17 protein-coding genes are annotated in these 18,565 nt (G+C 68.1%); 10 read left to right on the top strand and 7 right to left on the bottom strand.

What is annotated here, in order from left to right:
• Nucleotides 1–152 precede the first annotated feature (152 nt).
• Nucleotides 153–1,607 carry a TrkH family potassium uptake protein gene (locus tag AC4OR5_RS15610; RefSeq protein WP_003088056.1) on the top strand — a complete coding sequence of 485 codons (1,455 nt, stop codon included), beginning with the start codon at nt 153–155 and terminating at the stop codon, nt 1,605–1,607.
• On the opposite strand, the gene AC4OR5_RS15605 is transcribed toward AC4OR5_RS15610, so the two are convergent.
• Both AC4OR5_RS15605 and AC4OR5_RS15600 read right to left on the bottom strand, forming a co-directional pair.
• Nucleotides 1,608–2,429, bottom strand: coding sequence for an aminoglycoside phosphotransferase family protein (locus tag AC4OR5_RS15605; protein ID WP_023435692.1), 822 nt, complete (start codon nt 2,427–2,429; stop codon nt 1,608–1,610).
• 8 nt (nt 2,430–2,437) lie between these two features.
• A complete protein-coding gene (locus tag AC4OR5_RS15600) occupies nt 2,438–3,325 on the bottom strand; it encodes a LysR family transcriptional regulator (RefSeq protein ID WP_015503095.1) in 888 nt (295 codons plus the stop codon).
• A gap of 85 nt (nt 3,326–3,410) precedes the next feature.
• Between AC4OR5_RS15600 and AC4OR5_RS15595 the strand changes: the two genes are divergently transcribed.
• The gene (locus tag AC4OR5_RS15595) at nt 3,411–4,238 is read left to right on the top strand and encodes a class I SAM-dependent methyltransferase (RefSeq protein WP_058160640.1); all 828 of its coding nucleotides are present in this window, start codon (nt 3,411–3,413) and stop codon (nt 4,236–4,238) included.
• Nucleotides 4,239–4,259: 21 nt separating this feature from the next.
• Here AC4OR5_RS15595 and modC read toward each other — a convergent pair whose 3' ends face one another.
• The 4 genes from modC to AC4OR5_RS15575 all read right to left on the bottom strand — a co-directional run bounded on the left by modC (nt 4,260) and on the right by AC4OR5_RS15575 (nt 7,567).
• Nucleotides 4,260–5,345: a molybdenum ABC transporter ATP-binding protein gene (gene modC / locus AC4OR5_RS15590; RefSeq protein WP_003098212.1), complete on the bottom strand. Its 1,086-nt coding sequence runs from the start codon at nt 5,343–5,345 to the stop codon at nt 4,260–4,262.
• Between the two features lies 1 nt (nt 5,346).
• Entirely contained in the window at nt 5,347–6,033 is a 687-nt protein-coding gene (gene modB, locus AC4OR5_RS15585; protein WP_074222709.1) for a molybdate ABC transporter permease subunit, read from the bottom strand.
• Nucleotides 6,034–6,045: 12 nt separating this feature from the next.
• A complete protein-coding gene (gene modA, locus AC4OR5_RS15580; protein WP_058160638.1) occupies nt 6,046–6,801 on the bottom strand; it encodes a molybdate ABC transporter substrate-binding protein in 756 nt (251 codons plus the stop codon).
• A gap of 115 nt (nt 6,802–6,916) precedes the next feature.
• Nucleotides 6,917–7,567, bottom strand: coding sequence for a TetR/AcrR family transcriptional regulator (locus tag AC4OR5_RS15575; RefSeq protein ID WP_003108711.1), 651 nt, complete (start codon nt 7,565–7,567; stop codon nt 6,917–6,919).
• Nucleotides 7,568–7,700: 133 nt separating this feature from the next.
• Between AC4OR5_RS15575 and fan1 the strand changes: the two genes are divergently transcribed.
• From fan1 to lasA, 8 genes are all read left to right on the top strand, one after another.
• Nucleotides 7,701–9,380: a nuclease Fan1 gene (gene fan1 / locus AC4OR5_RS15570; RefSeq protein ID WP_033957483.1), complete on the top strand. Its 1,680-nt coding sequence runs from the start codon at nt 7,701–7,703 to the stop codon at nt 9,378–9,380.
• Nucleotides 9,373–11,649 carry an ATP-dependent DNA helicase gene (locus AC4OR5_RS15565; RefSeq protein ID WP_058160717.1) on the top strand — a complete coding sequence of 759 codons (2,277 nt, stop codon included), beginning with the start codon at nt 9,373–9,375 and terminating at the stop codon, nt 11,647–11,649. The genes fan1 and AC4OR5_RS15565 overlap by 8 nt, the downstream gene beginning before the upstream one ends.
• A gap of 89 nt (nt 11,650–11,738) precedes the next feature.
• Nucleotides 11,739–11,948 carry a hypothetical protein gene (locus AC4OR5_RS15560; RefSeq protein ID WP_003088087.1) on the top strand — a complete coding sequence of 70 codons (210 nt, stop codon included), beginning with the start codon at nt 11,739–11,741 and terminating at the stop codon, nt 11,946–11,948.
• Between the two features lie 141 nt (nt 11,949–12,089).
• Complete coding sequence (locus AC4OR5_RS15555; RefSeq protein WP_003113617.1) at nt 12,090–12,617, top strand: type VI pilus biosynthesis protein; 528 nt, start codon at nt 12,090–12,092, stop codon at nt 12,615–12,617.
• Nucleotides 12,604–14,934 (top strand): type II secretion system secretin GspD, encoded by a 2,331-nt coding sequence (gene gspD / locus AC4OR5_RS15550; protein ID WP_058160636.1) that lies wholly within the window; start codon nt 12,604–12,606, stop codon nt 14,932–14,934. The genes AC4OR5_RS15555 and gspD overlap by 14 nt, the downstream gene beginning before the upstream one ends.
• 167 nt (nt 14,935–15,101) lie before the next feature.
• Nucleotides 15,102–15,341, top strand: coding sequence for an acyl carrier protein (gene acpP, locus AC4OR5_RS15545; RefSeq protein ID WP_003132735.1), 240 nt, complete (start codon nt 15,102–15,104; stop codon nt 15,339–15,341).
• A 282-nt stretch (nt 15,342–15,623) separates the two neighbouring features.
• The gene (locus tag AC4OR5_RS15540; protein WP_003088094.1) at nt 15,624–16,049 is read left to right on the top strand and encodes a hypothetical protein; all 426 of its coding nucleotides are present in this window, start codon (nt 15,624–15,626) and stop codon (nt 16,047–16,049) included.
• A gap of 283 nt (nt 16,050–16,332) precedes the next feature.
• Entirely contained in the window at nt 16,333–17,589 is a 1,257-nt protein-coding gene (gene lasA, locus AC4OR5_RS15535; RefSeq protein WP_003139897.1) for an elastinolytic metalloprotease LasA, read from the top strand.
• Between the two features lie 126 nt (nt 17,590–17,715).
• Here the strand turns inward: lasA and AC4OR5_RS15530 are convergent, their stop codons facing one another.
• The gene (locus AC4OR5_RS15530) at nt 17,716–18,507 is read right to left on the bottom strand and encodes an EcsC family protein (protein WP_003106675.1); all 792 of its coding nucleotides are present in this window, start codon (nt 18,505–18,507) and stop codon (nt 17,716–17,718) included.
• Nucleotides 18,508–18,565: the final 58 nt, after the last annotated feature.

Here is an 18,565-nt window from a genome sequence, read left to right as displayed (position 1 = left end):
GCGCGAGACGCCTATTTGACAATGGAACGGTGTCAGCGAACAGAGAACCTTCGATTCCTGGGATAGGCGACCCCCTGAGATGGTTCCGAAGCCGCCCTGTGGGCGGCTAGAATACGCGGCTGTCCGCCTCTGCTGAAACAGGTCGTTACGGAATGAGCTTTTCCCTGCTCCGCCTGGTGGGATTCATCCTCGGGCTTTTCCTGGTCACCCTGGCGGCCAGCATGCTGATCCCGATGCTGACGCTGGCGCTCTTCCAGCGCTACGACGATTTCGACGCCTTCCTCTGGTCGAGCCTGCTCACCGCGGCTGCCGGCCTCGCGCTGGTCTTGCCGGGACGGCCGGCTCACGTGCATTTTCGTGCCCGGCACATGTATTTCCTGACCACCGCCAGTTGGGTGGTGGTCTGCGCCTTCGCCGCGCTGCCGATGGTGATGGCTCGGCACATCAGCTACACCGATGCGTTCTTCGAGACCATGTCGGGCATCACCACCACCGGCTCCACCGTGTTCAGCGGGCTGGACCAGATGTCGCCGGGCATCCTCATCTGGCGCTCGTTGTTGCACTGGCTCGGCGGCATCGGTTTCATCGGCATGGCGGTGGCGATCCTGCCGCTGCTGCGTGTCGGCGGCATGCGCCTGTTCCAGACCGAATCCTCCGACTGGGGCGAGAAGGTGATGCCACGCTCGCACATGGCGGCCAAGTACATCCTCGGCGTCTACGTCGCGCTTACGCTGCTGGGCGTGCTGTGCTTCTGGTGGGCGGGCATGACCCCCTTCGAGGCGTTCAACCATTCGATGGCCGCCATCTCCACGGGCGGCTTCTCCACCTCCGACGCTTCCCTCGCGCACTGGCCGCAACCGGCGGTGCACTGGGTCGCCGTGTTGTTCATGATCCTCGGCAGCCTGCCGTTCACCCTCTATGTCGCGACCCTGCGCGGCCATCGCCTGGCCTTGCTCAAGGACCACCAGGTGCATGGCTTCATCGGCTTCCTGGCGGTGACCTGGCTGGTTTTCGCCTTCTGGCTCTGGCTGAATTCCGATTACGGCTGGTGGGATGCGCTGCGCCTGGTGGCGGTCAATGTGACGTCGGTGGTGACCACCACCGGTTTCGCCCTGACCGACTACACCACCTGGGGAACCTTCGCGGTCATGCTGTTCTTCTACCTCACCTTCGTCGGCGGTTGCTCGGGCTCCACCGCCGGCGGGTTGAAGATCTTCCGCTTCCAGGTGGCCTTCGTGTTGCTCAGGGCCAACCTGCAGAACCTCGTGCATCCGCGGGCGACCATCCGGCAAAGCTACAACGGCCATCCGCTGGACGAGGAAATCGTCCGCTCGCTGATCACCTTTTCCTTCTTCTTCACCATCACCATCGGCGTGATCGCACTGGGGTTGACCATGCTCGGCCTCGACTGGGTCTCCGCGTTCACCGGTGCCGCGACCGCCGTGTGCAACGTCGGGCCCGGGCTCGGGCCGATTATCGGACCGGCGGGAAACTTTTCCAGCCTGCCGGACATGGCCAAGTGGCTGCTGACCCTCGGCATGCTGCTTGGTCGGCTGGAGATTCTCACCGTACTGGTGCTGTGCACCCGCGCGTTCTGGCGCTTCTGATCAGCCTTCGCGAGACAGGCTGGCGAGGGCCAGGCGGGCGATGGCCAGCTCGGCGTCGGTCTCCTCGCGGCTGCCGTCCTCGTCGAACCAGGCCGCCGAGAGTCCGGTCCAGGCCAGGATCCACAGCAGCAGGCGGCGGCGTTGCAGGCCGCTGGCGGCGACGACGATCTCCAGCTGGCGCTCGAAACGGCCGGGCGCCTGGGCGGTCTTCGCGTCGGGATTGGTGAACAGGTTGGCGTAGTCGTAGCCGCGCTCGCCGTAGAGCCGCTTGGGGTCGATGACTTGCCAGCCGCGCTCGCCGAAGTCGAGCACATTGCCGTGGTGGATGTCGCCATGCAGCGGGCGCTGTTCGCGAGCGGTCTCCAGCAGGTAGCGGGCGGCGTTCGTGCAGTCGACGTAGAGCCCGCCGTAGCGGCGCTCGGCGGCATACAGCGAGTCGAACCAGCGCTCCAGCGGGGTCAGTTCCGGCAACGGACCCGGGCGCGGGGCATGGATGCGTTCGATGGCCTGGCAGAGGATACGCGTAGCCTCGTCGTCGTCGCCGCGCTTGACCATCTCCAGCAGCGAGCGCCCGCCGGTGGCACGCTCCATCAGCAGCGCCTGGTGGTCGTAGGCCAGCACCCTGGCCGCGCCCTGGCCGTCCCACCAGTTGAGCAGTACGTGGCCGAAACGCTCTTCCTCGGCACTGGATATCTTCAGCATCGCCGCTGCGCCGCGATGGCGCACCGGCAGCAGGCGGCTGCTGTGGGTGGCGAAGGGCTCGCCGTCGGGTTGCAACGCCCAGCGCTCGAGGTAGGGCGAGAAGTCGAGGGATTCGTTCACGGTCGGTCTCAGGCGCCCAGGCGCTGCTGGATGAAGTCGAGGAAGCACTGGATGCGCAGCGCCAGTTGCGAGTTGCGGTAGTAGACGGCGTGGATCGGTTGCCGGTATTCGCTCATCTGTTCGGCGAACAGCGGCACCAGGCGCCCGTCCTGGATATCGCGGTCGGTCATGAAGCTGGCCAGGCAGGCGATGCCCTGGTGGCTCAGGGTCAGTTGGCGGAGGGTCTCGCCGCTGGAGGCAGAGATATCCGGCTGGATCTCCAGGCGATCGCCGTCGGCGTGCACCACCGGCCAGCGGTTGAGGTGCTCGGGCTGGGTGAAGCCGAGCAGGGTGTGCCCTCGCAGCCCCTCGATGCTCGTCGGCATGCCGTGGCGGGCCAGGTACTCCGGGCTGGCGAGGATGTGCAGGCGGCTGGCGCCCAGCGGCCGCGCGTGCAGGGTGGAGTCGCTGAGCGCGCCGATGCGGATCGCCACGTCGGTGCGTTGCTCCAACAGGTCGATGATCAGGTCGTTGGTGTTGAGTTCGAGCTGGATGTTCGGGTACAGCCGGCGGAACTCGCCGATGTGCGGCACCACCGCGTGCAGCATGAAGGGCGAGGCGGCGTTGATCCGCAGGCGCCCGGCGGGGCTCTGCCGGCGCAGGGCCAGGCGTTCCTCGAGCGCCTCCATCTGCTGCAGGATCTGCCGTGCCTGGTCGAGGAAGTAGCGGCCTTCCTCGGTCAGCTCCATGCGCCGGGTAGTGCGGTTGAGCAGGGTGGTGCCGAGCTTGTGCTCGAGGCGCGAGAGGGTCCGGCTGACGGCCGAGGCGGTCAGTCCCATCTGTTCCGCGGCGGCGCTGATGGAACCGCTGTCGACTACACTGACGAAGCTTTGCAGTTCATCGGAGTTGGCTTTCATTCGTGACTCCAGGGCAATCATTGCCGAAGCATAGCGATGTTTTCGGCAAGGACTGAAGAGGCACGCGTGCCCGCAGGAGGTTTTCATGCCCGGCCACCGCATCACCCTCACCGGAGAAAAGCAGACGCTCCTGATCACCCTCTACGCCAAGGCGCTGGATAGCCGCCTGGACGATTCCATCCTCCATGACCGTTTCGCCGAGGAGGCGGTGCGGCAGATCGACTTCGACTTCTCCAGGGTCGCCCTCGGCAAGGGCAACGAACGGGCCCTGGCCATGCGCTCGCATTACTTCGACCAGGCCTGCCGCGACTTCCTCGGCCGCCATCCCGAGGGGCAGGTGCTCAACCTCGGTTGCGGCCTGGACAGCCGTATCTACCGGGTCGATCCGCCGGCCGAGCTGCCCTGGTTCGACCTCGACTACCCGGAGGTCATGGACCTGCGCGAGCGACTCTACCCGCCGCGCGCCGGCGCCTATCGGGCGCTGCGCCACTCGGTGGACGACGACGGCTGGTTGGAACGGGTGCCGCGCGAGCGGCCCTCCCTGGTCCTGGCCGAGGGGCTGATGCCTTATCTGCGGGAGTCCCAGGTGCGACGCCTGGTGGAGCGCCTGGTCGACCACCTGGGTAGCGGCGAGCTGCTGTTCGACGGCTACGGCCGCCTCGGCATCATGCTGCTGCGCCTGTATCCGCCGCTGCGCGAGACCGGGGCGCAGGTGCACTGGAGCATCGACGACCCGCGCGAACTCGAGCAGTGGCATCCGGCCCTGCGCTTCATCGAGGAGGTCACCGACTACGACCCGCAGGACGTTGCCAAGCTGCCGCAGTCGTCGCGGCTGATGCTGCCGATCTACAACGGCTTCGCCTTCCTGCGGCGGATGGGCCGGCTGATCCGCTACCGTTGGCCCAGGGTCTAGGCGCCGCAGGCGAGGCCGGGGTCAGGCGAGCACCGCCACCGACTTGATCTGCGCCCACAACAGCTGGCCGGGTCGTAGTTGCAGCTGGTCCCGCGAGTAACGGGTGATCCGCGCCAGCAGCGGATTGCCGCCGGCATCCAGGCGCACCAGTACGTGGGCCGCGGTGTCGGTATCGACCAATTCCAGGACCCGTACCGGCAGGCGGTTGAGGATGCTGCTCTGGGCGTCGTCGCGCAGGTTCAGGCTGACGTCACGCGCCTGTACCTTGAAGCGCAGGCGCTTGCCGGGGGCCAGCGGGGCGTGGGCGACGCGCATTTGCAGCGCGCTGCCGGGCAGGACCAGGGTCAGCAGGCCGTAGGCCGGGTCGTGGTCGCTGACCGTGCCTTCGATCACCACCCCGGCATCGTCGTCCAGCGCCAGCGGCAGGTCGACTCGCGCCAGGGTTTCGCCGATCGGCCCGCTGGCGCGGACCTTGCCGTTCTCCAGCAGCACCAGGTGATCGGCCAGGCGCGCCACTTCGTCTGGCGAGTGGCTGACATAGAGCACCGGGATGTCCAGTTCCTCATGCAGGCGCTCGAGATAGGGCAGGATCTCGCCCTTGCGCTTCAGGTCGAGGGATGCCAGAGGCTCGTCCATCAGCAGCAGGCGCGGGCTGGTGAGCAGGGCCCGGGCGATGCCGACGCGTTGCTGCTCGCCGCCGGAGAGGCGTTCCGGCATGCGTTCCAGCAAGTGCTCGATGCCCAGCAGGGCGCAGGCCTGTTCCAGCTCGACGCGGCGTTCGGCGGCGGCGATGCGCTTGAGGCCGAAGGCCAGGTTGCGCCGCACCGTCAGGTGGCGGAACAGGTTGGCATCCTGGAACACGTAGCCGAGGGCACGCCGGTGGGGTGCGACGAAGAGGTTGCGGCGGCTGTCCTGCCAGGTCTCGCCGTTGATCGTCACCTCGCCCTCGGCGGCCTTTTCCAGGCCGGCGATACAGCGCAGGCAGGTGCTCTTGCCGGAGCCTGAATGGCCGAACAGGGCGGTCACGCCACGACCGGGAAGAGCCAGGTCGATGTCCAGTTCGAAGCCGGGGTAGGCGCGGCGGAAGCGCAGGCGCAGGCCGTCCATCTCAGGCCCAGCCCGGCCGGCGGCGCCGGCCCGAATAGAGGGCGAGGAGGACGACGAAGGAGAACGCCACCATGCCGCCGGCCAGCCAGTGGGCCTGGGCGTATTCCATGGCTTCGACGTGATCGAATATCTGCACCGAGACCACGCGGGTTTTCTCCGGGATGTTGCCGCCGATCATCAGCACCACGCCGAACTCGCCGACGGTATGGGCGAAGCCGAGGATCGCGGCGGTGACGAAACCCGGCCGGGCCAGCGGCAGGACCACGCTGAAGAAACGGTCGACGGGGCTCGCGCGCAGGGTCGCGGCAGCCTCCAGCGGTTTTTCGCCGATCGCCTCGAAGGCGTTCTGCAACGGTTGCACGACGAAGGGCAGCGAGTAGAACACCGAGCCGACCACCAGGCCGGCGAAGGTGAAGGGCAGGGTGCCGAGACCGAGGCTCTGGGTGAGCTGGCCGATGAAACCGTTGGGACCCATGCTGACCAGCAGGTAGAAGCCGATCACCGTCGGCGGCAGCACCAGCGGCAGGGCCACCACCGCGCCGACCGGCCCCTTCAGCCAGGAGCGGGTGCGCGCCAGCCACCAGGCGATGGGCGTGCCGATCAGCAGCAGGAGGAGGGTGGTGAGCGAAGCCAGCTCGATGGTCAGCCAGATGGCCGCCAGGTCCGTACTGTCGAGTGGCAACGCCATGCAGGTCCCGCCTTAGAGTTCGTAGCCGTAGGACTTGATCAGCGCGGCGGCCTTGGCGCCCTTCAGGTAGTCGACCAGGGCCTTGGCGGCGGCGTTGTCCTTGCCCTTGTTGAGGATGACCGCGTCCTGGCGGATCGGGTCGTGCAGCTCGGCGGGAACGATCCAGGCCGAGCCGGTTGCGACTTTACCATCCTTGTAGATCTGCGACAGGGCGACGAAGCCCAGTTCGGCGTTGCCGCTGGAAACGAACTGGTAGGCCTGGCTGATGTTCTGGCCTTCCACCAGCTTCGGCCCGAGCGTGGCGGCGAGGCCGAGCTTGTCCATCGCCTGGGTGGCGGCGAGGCCGTAGGGCGCGGTCTTCGGGTTGGCGATGGACAGGTGCCTGAAGCTGCCACTCTTCAGCACCTCACCCTTGGCGTCGACGTAGCCGGCCTTGGGCGACCAGAGTGCCAGGGTGCCGATGGCATAGGTGAAGCGCGAGCCGGGCACGATCTCGCCTTCCTGCTCCAGTTTCGCCGGAGTGCTGTCGTCGGCGGAGAGGAAAACCTGGAACGGCGCGCCGTTCTTGATCTGCGTATAGAACTGGCCGGTGGCGCCGTAGGCGGCGACCAGCCTGTGCCCGGTGTCTTTCTCGAATTCCTTGGCGATGACCTGGATCGGCGCGGTGAAGTTGGCCGCGACGGCGACCTGCACCTCGTCGGCGCTGGCGGCCAGGGATACGGCGCTGGCGAGGAGGGCGAGCAACAGCTGGGGCAGGCGGGTGGTCATGGAGTGCTCCTGTGGGGGGCGAACGAAGTTGGCGGACGGGGCTGGCGCAAGCTTAGGGGTTCGCTATGGCTTTTGGAATATAGCGCTACGCGGAAATTGATCTGGCGCAAGTCGCTCAGCCGGCCAGCGCGCGGAAACGCCGACGCGGCGCGGCCTCGCCGGGGAGTGCCAGGCAGCCGGCGCAGACCAGGCGGACGATGTTTTCCGCCGCCTGCCGGTAGTCGCTCGCGTCCAGCCCGGCCTGGCCGGTGAGGCGCGCCAGTTGCCAGCCGCCGAGGGCATAGGACTCGGTCATCGCCCACAGGTTGAGCAGCAGGTGATACGGGTCCAGCGGCGCCAGCAGGCCTTCGTCGATCCACTGGCGGATGCGCTCGGCGTTGCGTTCCGCCTGGGCGTCGAGGCGTTCCAGCAGCGTCGCCGGCATGCGCGGCGCGCCGCGCATGATCTCGCAGGAGAAGACCCTGGCCGCGTGCGGCCGCTCGGCGCCGATGCGCATCTTGTTGTCGACGTAGGCGCGTAGCGCCTCGGCGGGCGGCTGGTCGCCGGCGAATGGCCGGGAGGCTTCCAGCAGAGGCTCGACGATGCTGTCCAGCACCGCCTCGTAGAGTTGCGCCTTGGAGCGGTAGTAATAGAGCACGTTGGCCTTCGCCACGCCGGCGCGCTCGGCGACGTCGCTGAGCCGGGCGGCGCTGAAGCCGCAGTCGGCGAAGACTTCGCAGGCGGCGTCGAGGATCAGTTGCAGGTTGCGTTGGCGGATCTTCTTCATCGGGACCGATACGGGGCAGGTTTCGTTGTTTATATTTTTATATAACGAACGCCTTGTGCCTGGATAGTCGTCGCCAGGCCGGCGACGCTTGATCGGATGCGCATTGCCAAGCCGTGGGGGCGCTGGTATCTGTATGCATGAACAGTACCAGGCTCCGCTTCCCGTGAATTCCCCAGCGCTTCCCGAACCTTTCTACTACCTGCACAACTTCCGCGCGGTGCTCGCCTGGATCGGCGAACGCTATGCCGATCTGCTCGACGATCAGGAACGTGCCTTCATCGCCGCGTTCGCCGAATTGCCCGAGGCCAGCCAGGCCCTGCTGGTGCGCATGGTGATGCGCAAGGGCACGCTGTTCCGCGAAGGCAAGCTGGCCTATGCCGAGATCGGCGACACGCGCGCCGCCGTGCAACCGCTGTTGGCACTGGGCTGGGTGGACGCGCAGCCGGCCCTGGAACTGGCGCAACTGTTCGGCTTGCTGAAGAAGGATGAGTTGTCGCAGCTGTTCAGGGACCATCTCGGGCGCGCGAACCTGCGCAAGGATGCGCTGCTGGAACGGCTCCAGCCGTTGTTCCCCGAGGCGCGGCGGCTCGCCGAGTGGCAGGCCGACTTCGCCGAACCGGTCTACGAGTTGCGCTGCATGGCGCTCTGCGACCGCTTGCGGTTGATGTATTTCGGCAACCTGTGGCAGGACTGGTCGGAGTTCGTCCTTGCCGACCTGGGTATCTATCGTTACGAAAGCGTCGAGTTTTCCGCCGATTCCCGCGGCTTTCGCCTGCGCGCCGACGTCGACGCCTATCTCCACCTGTTCGACTGCCGCCAGCGCTTCGACCTCGGCGAGCCGCTGGAGGAACTGCTCGCCGGCCTGCCGGGCGAACCCTACGCCAATCCCTGGCTGGAAGGGCGGCGGGTCAAGCTGCTGTTCCAGTTCGCCCAGCACTGCGAAAAGCAGCGGGATTTCGACCTGGCCCAGCGGCTCTATCGCCAATCCAGCCACCCCGGCGCGCGCCTGCGGGCGATTCGTAGCCTGGAACGCGGCGAGCGCTTCGCCGAAGCCCATGCATTGGCGCGGGAGGCCAGCTGTGCGCCGGAAAGCGACGCCGAACGCCAGGGCCTGGCCCGATTGCTGCCGCGCCTGCAAGGCAAGCTCGGCCTGCCGCGACAGGCGCGGGCGGCGGCTCCGGAAATCGACCGCCTGGACCTGTGCCTGGCGTTCCCGAGCGAACCCTGTAGCGTCGAGGGGGCGGTCCGCGAGCACCTGGAAGAGCCCGGTTGCGCGGTGCACTACGTCGAGAACGGCCTGATCAATTCGCTGTTCGGGCTGCTCTGCTGGGAGGCGATCTTCGCCGCCATTCCCGGGGCGTTCTTCCATCCTTTCCACAGCGCGCCGGCGGACCTGCACAGCGCCGACTTCCGCCATCGCCGCGCCGCCCTGTTCGAGGCCTGCCTGGGGCGGCTGGAGGACGGCAGCTACCGCGACGCGATCCGCTGTCGCTACCGCGACAAGTTCGGCCTGCAGTCGCCCTTCGTCTACTGGGAGCTGCTTGGCGAGGAACTGCTCGAACAGGCGCTCGATTGCCTGCCGGCGGCCCACCTGCGCGCCTGGTTCGAACGCCTGCTGGAGGATATCCCGGGCAACCGCGCCGGCCTGCCGGACCTGATCCAGTTCTGGCCGGCGCAGCGTCGCTACCGGATGGTCGAGGTCAAGGGACCGGGCGACCGCCTGCAGGACAACCAGTTGCGCTGGCTGCAATTCTGCCGCGAGCGGGAGATGCCGGTGGCGGTCTGCTACGTGCGCTGGCATGTCGATGACTGAGCAGGGCGGCGAGGCGCTGTACCAGGTGGCGGTGCGCGCGCTTTGCGAGTTCAGCGCCAAGCGCGGCGACCTCGACCTGCGCTTCACCCCGTCGCCCAGCGCCCTGGAAGGCATCGCCGGACATACCCTGGTGACCTCCCGGCGCCCCGCTCACTACCAGCGCGAGGTGGCGCTGGACGGACGCTACCGTCACTTGCAGGTGCGCGGCCGGGCGGATGGCTACGACCCGCAGGCGAACTGCCTGGAGGAAATCAAGACCCACCGCGGCGACCTCGCCCTGCAACCGGCCAACCACCGGCACCTGCACTGGGCCCAGGCCAAGGTCTACGGCTGGCTGCTCTGCGCCGAACGGAAGCTGGAGGAAGTCGAACTGGCGCTGGTCTACCTGGAGGTCGGCAGCCAGAAGGAGACCCGCTTCGTCGAGCGGGTGCGGGCCGACGAGCTGCGGCTGTTCTTCGAGAGCCAGTGCCAGGCGTTTCTCGCCTGGGCCGAGCAGGAACTGGCGCACCGCCAGCGGCGCGACCGCGAACTGGCCGCGTTACGCTTTCCCCACGCCGAATTCCGCCACGGCCAGCGGCAACTGGCGGAGGCGGTGTACAAGGCCGCCTCCGCCGGTTGTTGCCTGATGGCCCAGGCGCCGACCGGGATCGGCAAGACCATCGGCACGCTGTTCCCGCAACTCAAGGCGATGCCCGGGCAGCGCCTGGACCGGCTGTTCTTCCTGGCCGCCAAGACCCCGGGCCGGGCCCTCGCGCTGCATGCCCTGCGCAGCCTGGAAGGGGAAACTGGCGGACTGCCGGTGCGGGTGCTGGAACTGGTGGCGCGGGACAAGGCCTGCGAGCATCCGGACAAGGCCTGCCACGGCGAGTCCTGTCCCCTGGCCCAGGGCTTCTACGAACGCCTGCCGGCGGCCCGCGCCGCCGCCGTGGAGGCGCGCTGGCTGGACCAGGCGCGGTTGCGCGAGGTGGCGCTGGCGCACCGGGTCTGTCCCTACTACCTGGGCCAGGAACTGGCGCGCTGGTGCGACCTGGCGGTGGGCGACTACAACTACTACTTCGACCTCGGCGCCATGCTCCATGGCCTGGCCCAGGTCAACCAGTGGCGGGTGGCGGTACTGGTGGACGAGGCGCACAACCTGGTGGAGCGCGGCCGGCGGATGTATTCCGCCGAACTCGACCAGGGCGATTTCCTCGGTGTGCGCAAGACCGCCCCGGAGGTCCTGCGGAAACCGCTGGAGCGTATCCAGCGTGCCTGGAACGAACTGGGCAAGACCCAGGCGGACGACTACCAGGCCTACGACGAGCCACCGCAGAAGCTGCTCCTGGCCTTGCAGAACGCGGTGGCGGCGATCAACGACCTGCTCGCCGAGCAACCGCAGGCGCTGGAGCCGGCGTTGCAGGAGTTCTACTTCGCGATCCTGCAGTTCGGCCGTCTCGCCGAGCTGTTCGGCGAGCATTCGCTGTTCGACATCGAGAAGCGCCCAGGCCGCAACGGCCGCAGCCTGGCCCGGCTGTGCCTGCGCAACGTGGTGCCGGCGGCGTTTCTCGCCGAGCGCTTCGCCGCCAGCCGCTCCACCGTGCTGTTCTCCGCTACCCTCGGGCCGCGCGACTATTACGCCGACCTGCTCGGCCTGCCGGCGGGCACGCCCTGGCTGGAAGTGGACTCGCCATTCAGCGCCGAGCAACTGGAGGTGCACATACAGCGTCGGGTTTCCACGCGCTATGCGCAGCGCCAGGCCTCCCTGGCGCCCATCGCAGCGATTCTCGGCGAGCAGTTTCGCCAGCGGCCGGGCAACTACCTGGCCTTCTTCAGCAGCTTCGATTACTTGCAGCAGGCGCTGGACGTCTTCCGCCAGGCATACCCGTGGATGCCGTGCTGGAGCCAGACACGACGGATGGACGAGGCGGAGCGCCGGGCCTTCCTCGAACGCTTCGTCGCGGGCGGCGAGGGCATCGGCTTCGCCGTGCTCGGCGGTGCCTTCGGCGAAGGCATCGACCTGCCTGGAGAGCGCCTGATCGGCGCCTTCATCGCCACCCTCGGGTTGCCCCAGGTGAATCCGGTGAACGAGCAGATCCGCCTGCGCATGCAGCGCCTGTTCGGTGACGGCTACGACTACACCTACCTGTATCCGGGACTGCAGAAGGTGGTCCAGGCCGCCGGGAGGGTGATCCGCAGCCGCAGCGATCGCGGCGTGGTGCACCTGATCGACGACCGTTTCGCCCAGGCCAGGGTGCGCCGGTTGCTACCGGGCTGGTGGCAACTGCGTTGACCGGTGGCGATACGCCGGCAGGTGCTGCCGGACAGCCGGGCAGCCATGTATAATCGCGTCCCCACGATTTCCCCCGATCCGGATACGCCATGGCTTCCGCTCCCGACGCTCTTCCCCAGGCCCTTTCCTCCGACGACGCTCCGGCCCAGGCCGCGCCGAGCGACGCCAGCGCGTTGCTGAAGGCCGCCCTGGCGAAGAAGAACCAGGCCCAGCTCTATCCGCAGCGGAAGATCCACGACAAGGGCCAGCGTCCCGGCATGGCGCCGCGCGGTACCCGTCGTTCGATGGGCAAGCGCTGAGGCCTTTCCCGCGCCTGGCGTTTTGTGGGCCAGTTCCCGCCACGAAGGATCAAAGCGGGCAGCCTTAACAGTTTTGCCCTTTCGCGGCCGTAGGCCGCAGCCCCATCCCTTATGCTCGCCGCCCCTGGGCGAGCCGCGTCGATGCAGCGCGCCCGTTTGCCGGAATCCGCCTGCTGCATGTCGCGTCACCTTCCATCGTCTTTCGTTTCCCTGCGCAGCCTGGCCGGGCATGCGCCCGCTGTGCTTTGCGTGCTGCTGCTGGCGTTGCTCAGCGCCAGCCTGGCCAGCCAGACGCGCTCGCTGCGCCGCGAGCTGGCGGAATTGCCCGCCGCAGCGGCCCCGGCGCCGCCAGCCAACCCTTCAGCGGCCCCGCGCGCGGCGTTAGCCGGCTTGTTCGGTGGCGCTCCGTCGCCGCGCGGCGCGACGGCGGGCGAGCGTCTGCAATTGCGCCTGCTGGCCTGCTTCCTGGCGCGTCGCGAGGACCGCTCGGCGGCGCTGATCGCGGTGGCCGGGCGCTCGCAGCGCTTCCTGCCGGGCGCCGAAGTGCGCCCCGGCACCGTGCTGCTGGCGGTTCATCGCGACCATGTGGTGCTGCGCGACCAGGGTTATGAAGAACGTCTGTATTTCCCCAAAGCCGAAGGGGCAGAAACCACCCATGCCACGTTGTAGTACCCGTTCCGCCCAGCGCCTGTCTCCGCTGTTCCTGGTCCTGTCGCTGGCCGTCCTCGGCCTGGCGCCGCCGGTCCATCCGGCACCTGCCGCGACTGCCGCCGCGCAAGAGGAAGAGCAGTGGACGATCAACATGAAGGATGCCGAGATCGGCGACTTCATCGAGCAGGTATCGAGCATCAGCGGCCAGACCTTCGTCGTCGATCCGCGGGTGAAGGGACGGGTGACGGTGGTATCCCAGGCGCGGCTCAGCCTGGCGGAGGTCTACCAACTGTTCCTTTCGGTGCTCGCCACCCATGGCTACGCGGTGCTGCCGCAGGGCGACCAGGCGCGTATCGTGCCGAACATGGAGGCACGCCAGGACGCCGCGCAGAAGACCGTCCGCGATGGGCCGGGCAGCCTGGAGACGCGGGTGGTCCAGGCGCAGCAGACCTCGGTGGCGGAACTGATCCCGATGATCCGGCCGCTGGTCCCGGCCCATGGCCATCTGGCCGCCGTGCCGTCGGCCAACGCGCTGATCGTCAGCGACCGCCGCGCCAACATCGAGCGCATCGAGGCGATCGTGCGCAGCCTCGACCGGGCCGGCGACCATGACTACAGCATCTACGACATGCGCCATGCCTGGGTCGCGGAAATCGCCGAGGTGCTCGATCGCAGCGTCACCCCGGCCGCCGGGAAGAGCGCCGCCACCGTCCAGGTCCTCGCCGACAGCCGCAGCAACCGCCTGGTCCTGCTCGGGCCGCCGCAGGCGCGAGCGCGCTTGCTGAGGCTGGCGCAGTCGCTCGACGTCCCCTCGTCGCGGTCGGCGAACAGCCGGGTGATCCGCCTGCGTCATGGCGACGCCAAGACCCTCGCCGCCACTCTCGGGGAGATCGGCGAATCGCTGCACGGCGAGCAGGGCCAGGATGGCCGGGGGCGTGGCAAGCGCGGCCTGCTGGTGCGCGCCGACGAATCGCTGAATGCCCTGGTGATCCTCGCCGACCCGGAGGATGTCGGTCTGCTCGAGGACATCGTCCGCCAGCTCGACGTGCCGCGTGCGCAACTGTTGGTGGAGGCGGCGATCGTCGAGCTGTCCGGCGAGATCGGCGACGCCCTCGGGGTGCAATGGGCGCTGCGTAGCGGGCATGTCGCCGGCGGCGCTGGCTTCGCCGACAGCGGGTTGTCCATCGGCACCCTGCTAGGCGCGTTGCAGGCCGGCAAGCCGCCGGCAGAGCTGCCCGACGGTGCGATAGTCGGCCTCGGCAGTCGCGATTTCGGCGCACTGGTCACCGCGCTGAGCCGCAATAGCCGCAGCAACCTGCTGTCGACGCCGAGCCTGCTGACCCTGGACAACCAGAAGGCGGAAATCCTGGTCGGCCAGAACGTGCCGTTCCAGACCGGCAGCTACACCACCAGCGCCAGCGGTTCGAGCAATCCGTTCACCACTGTCGAGCGCAAGGATATCGGGGTGACCCTCAAGGTCACGCCGCACATCGGCGAGGACCGCATGCTGCGCCTGGAGATCGAGCAGGAAATATCCTCCATCGCGCCAACCGCCACCCTGGCGGCGAAGGCGGTGGACCTGGTGACCAACAAGCGCTCGATCAAGAGCACCGTACTGGCCGACGACGGCCAGGTCATCGTCCTCGGCGGACTGATCCAGGACGACCTGCTGCGCAGCGATTCGCGGGTACCGCTGCTGGGCGACATCCCCGGTGTCGGCCGGCTGTTCCGCTCGTCCCGCGAGACCCGGGTGAAGCGCAACCTGATGGTCTTCCTGCGACCGAGCATCGTCCGCGATGCCGCCGGCCTGGAGCGCATCAGCCATGGCCGTTACCGTTCCATCCAGTTGCTGCGCGGTGCTGCCGGCGAACCGGTACGCCCGCTGTTCGAGGATGCCGGCGCCATCGACCTGCGTCCCGCCGCCCAGGTCGCACCGGCACCTATTGGCTCGCCGCGCAGCTATCCGGCTCCAGCCCCGGTGCTGATGGAGAAGCCGCGCCTGGCGGACCCGGCGTCCCTGGGCGACGGTCGCGGCGGCGAGGTGCTGGAGGTTCGCCAGGGCACGCACGCGGCGCAGCCGCCGTCACCCCAGCGCTACGCCGTGCGATTGGTCGAGGGCAGCAGCGAAGCCTTCATGCGCGCGCTGATCGAGCGGCATCCGGGCCTGTCGTTGCGTTTGCGCCGCGAACTGCGCGATGGCCAGGAGCTGTTCGCGGTGGAGCGGGGCGACTACCTCGACCCGGAGCAGGCACGCCGGGCCCTGGCGGAACTGCCCGAAAGCCTGCCGCGAGGGAAGGCGCGGGTGGTTGCGCATACGCCGGGAAGCGCCCTGTGACGGACTTCGAATCCTCGCGTCGCGGTCCGTCCACCGGATTGAGCGGCGCGCTGCGGCGGCCGCGCTCCGGCGCAGCGCCACTGCCAGATCTGGCAGTTGTCGCTGGCGGGGACGGAGGCTTTAGTAGCCGCACTTTTTTCCAGGGCCGGGCAGTGGGACCGCAATGCATGGACGACATCGAGACCAGAGTGAGGAAGCTGGTAGCCGCCCGGCTCGGCGTGGAGGAATGCGACATCCGGCTGGACAGCGATTTCCGTAACGACTTCGGTGCCGAGTCGCTCGAGGTGGTCGAACTGGTCATGGCCCTGGAAGCGGAGTTCGGCGTCGAGATCGCCGATGACGATGCGGAACGGATCGAGACCGTGCGCCAGGCCATCGACTACCTCGAGGAAGCCGTGCCGACCTGACTCCCCCTGGACCACCGGCCGATGCCGTGGTCATTCCCTGCGAAACGCTGTGCGCCACCTCCCGCCCGTGCCGGCGGCAAGGTGCGCGACGTCCCGCGCTTCGATTACGCCGGATCGTCCAGCCCGCCCCGGGCCGATCCGGCTTTTTTTTGCCCGCCACCGCGGTAGCGAGGCAGCCGCCGTCGGTTGGATTTCCTGAATCTTCCGGCGCCTCGCCGGTCGACCGGACAGGGGCGTTGCGCCATTCGCGGTGCGCGCCCGCCATTCGTAACGGAGGTCGCCATGGCTACACGACGGAAAACCACACCCCAGGAAATCGACGACATTCAGGACCGCATGGGTTCGATACGCGAACTCGATTTCGACGAGCGCCGCCAGGCGCGCAAGGCACGGATCGGCGACGAGCGGCCCGAGGCCGAGGTGGAAGCCGAGTTTTCCCCGCGGCGGGTACGCGAGGCGGGCCACGCCGGCGGGCAGCCAGACGAGGACGACGGTTACCAGGATAACGTCGGCATGGACGATCTGGCGCCGGAGACCCTGATCGACGAAAGCGGCGCCCGCTCGCCGGCCGAGCGCGGTGGCGAATCGCCCGCGGACAAGCGCCTGAGGGTCGTGCATGGCAACGAGATCGGCGCTGGGCACGGCCTTGACGAAGCCGAGCTGGCACGTCGCGATCCGCTCGACGGCTCCTCCACCGAGGAACGCTGAGCGCGCGCAGACTGTATCGAAGTATTTCCGGCGCCTGGCGTTCTGTGATCGATTCGGCTCGGTTGTGGTGCGCTGCCGCACGCTTTACCGCCGGATGGAGCGGGGCACCGGATTTACTGCAAAAGCTGATAGTTGTCTTCCCGGGTGACGGCGTTGCACGGTCCTGCGGCGTGCAACCCGGCCTGGGCGAAATACCGGCGGAGCGGACCAGGCTATCCCGTCGGAGGCGATGTCGCCGGGCTGCTGGCTTTCAAGGTTTCCCTTCGATGACCAGGAGCTACCCATGCAGCACAAAAGATCCCGCGCCCTGGCGAGCCCGCGCTCGCCGTTCCTCTTCGCCCTGCTGGCGCTCGCCGTGGGCGGCACGGCCAACGCCCATGACGATGGCCTGCCGGCCTTCCGCTATTCGGCGGAGCTACTCGGCCAGTTGCAATTGCCCAGCGTGGCCCTGCCGCTGAATGACGAACTGTTCCTCTACGGTCGCGACGCCGAGGCGTTCGACCTCGAGGCCTACCTGGCCTTGAACGCGCCGGCGCTGCGCGACAAGAGCGAATACCTGGAGCACTGGAGCGGCTACTACAGCATCAACCCGAAAGTGTTGTTGACCCTGATGGTCATGCAGTCCGGGCCGTTGGGTGCGCCGGACGAGCGCGCCTTGGCGGCGCCGCTGGGGCGGCTGTCGGCGAAACGCGGCTTCGATGCCCAGGTACGCGACGTGTTGCAGCAGTTGTCGCGGCGCTACTACGGTTTCGAGGAATACCAGTTGCGCCAGGCGGCTGCGCGCAAGGCCGTCGGCGAGGACGGCCTGAACGCGGCATCGGCCGCGCTGCTCGGTCTGTTGCGAGAGGGGGCGAAGGCCTCCGCCGTGCAAGGCGGCAATCCGCTCGGCGCCTACGCGCAGACCTTCCAGCGCCTGTTCGGCACCCCGGCCGCGGAACTCCTGCAGCCGCGCAACCGCGTGGCCCGGCAACTCCAGGCGAAGGCCGCGCTGGCGCCGCCATCCAACCTGATGCAATTGCCCTGGCGCCAGGGCTATTCCTGGCAGCCCAACGGAGCGCATTCGAACACCGGCTCGGGCTATCCGTACTCGTCCTTCGATGCGTCCTACGACTGGCCGCGCTGGGGCAGTGCGACCTACAGCGTGGTCGCCGCCCACGCCGGCACGGTACGGGTGTTGTCGCGCTGCCAGGTACGGGTGACCCACCCCAGCGGCTGGGCGACCAACTACTACCACATGGACCAGATCCAGGTGAGCAACGGCCAGCAGGTCAGCGCCGACACCAAGCTCGGCGTCTATGCCAGCAACATCAACACCGCGCTCTGCGAGGGTGGCAGCTCCACCGGACCGCACCTGCATTTCTCGCTGCTCTACAACGGCGCCTTCGTTTCCCTGCAGGGAGCCAGCTTCGGTCCGTACCGGATCAACGTCGGCACCAGCAACTACGACAATGACTGTCGCCGCTACTATTTCTACAACCAGAGCGCCGGCACCACCCATTGCGCTTTCCGCCCGTTGTACAACCCCGGCCTGGCGCTCTGAGTCGGCGCGGGGCCCGGCTCCAGCCGGGCTCCGCGCGAGGCTCCGCCGCGAGCGAAACGGCGCTGAACACCTGGCGCGTCGCTGCCGCCGCGCCCGGCGCCAGGCTGACCGCGTGGGCCGGCTTGCTCAGCCGCGCCGTGGCAGCAGGGCGTAGGCGTCGCGAACCACATCCTTGCCGTAGTGGCGCTCCAGGCGGCGGACGACGAAGTGACCGCGCGCCATGGCCTGGAAATGGTTCATGAACACCGTGTTGATCGCCGCGCCGCCGAGGGCGCCGACGATGGGCACGATCTGCGCCGCGAGCTTTTCCGAATACTGCACGCCCAGGCGCTCGGCGACCTTGCGCACCAGGGCCAGGAGCATGGGCGCGGCCTTCTTGCTGCCGGCGTCCTTGCCGAGGAAGTCGGCGGCCGCCTTGACCTGCTGGGCCAGCGCCGTACGCACCGCGTAGTAGCCGGACTCCGACGCGTCGTCCGAGGCGGATTTGCCGCCGAGGGCGAAGACTTCGATACAGGCCATCAGGGTGTCCATGTCCCTGATCGACTCGCCCTCGCTGCGCGCGATGTCGGCGATGGAACGGAAGATGATGCCGGTGGTGACCGGCACCTCGACCAGCATCGCCAGCGGCCCGAAGAAGCCGCCGACGCCACCGGAAACGGCGGCGCCGAGGGTATGCAGGCGGTTCGCCGGTTGACCGCTGGCGTTTTCCTGGAGAGTGGCGGTGGCCGAGCGGGCGACTTTCAGCAGCGCTCCCTCGATCACCGAACCGAGCTTCTCGTTGACCTTCCGCGGCAGCTTCTTCAGGCCGTATTCGATCGGCGTGCCCAGCAGGCTGGTGAGTTGCGCGGTGAGTCCAGGGTTCTCCAGCAGGTTCTTGGCGGCCTGGAGTTGCTTGAGATCGGCGGGGGAAAGGCTCATGGAAGGTCCGGCTGACGGTGGTCGGTCAACCTAACCACTGTCCGCCGGCGTTGTCCAC

The organism is Pseudomonas sp. YA1 (assembly GCF_058680555.1).
Note: the sequence above shows the minus strand (reverse complement) of the source record. Positions and strands in the feature narration are given on the sequence as shown.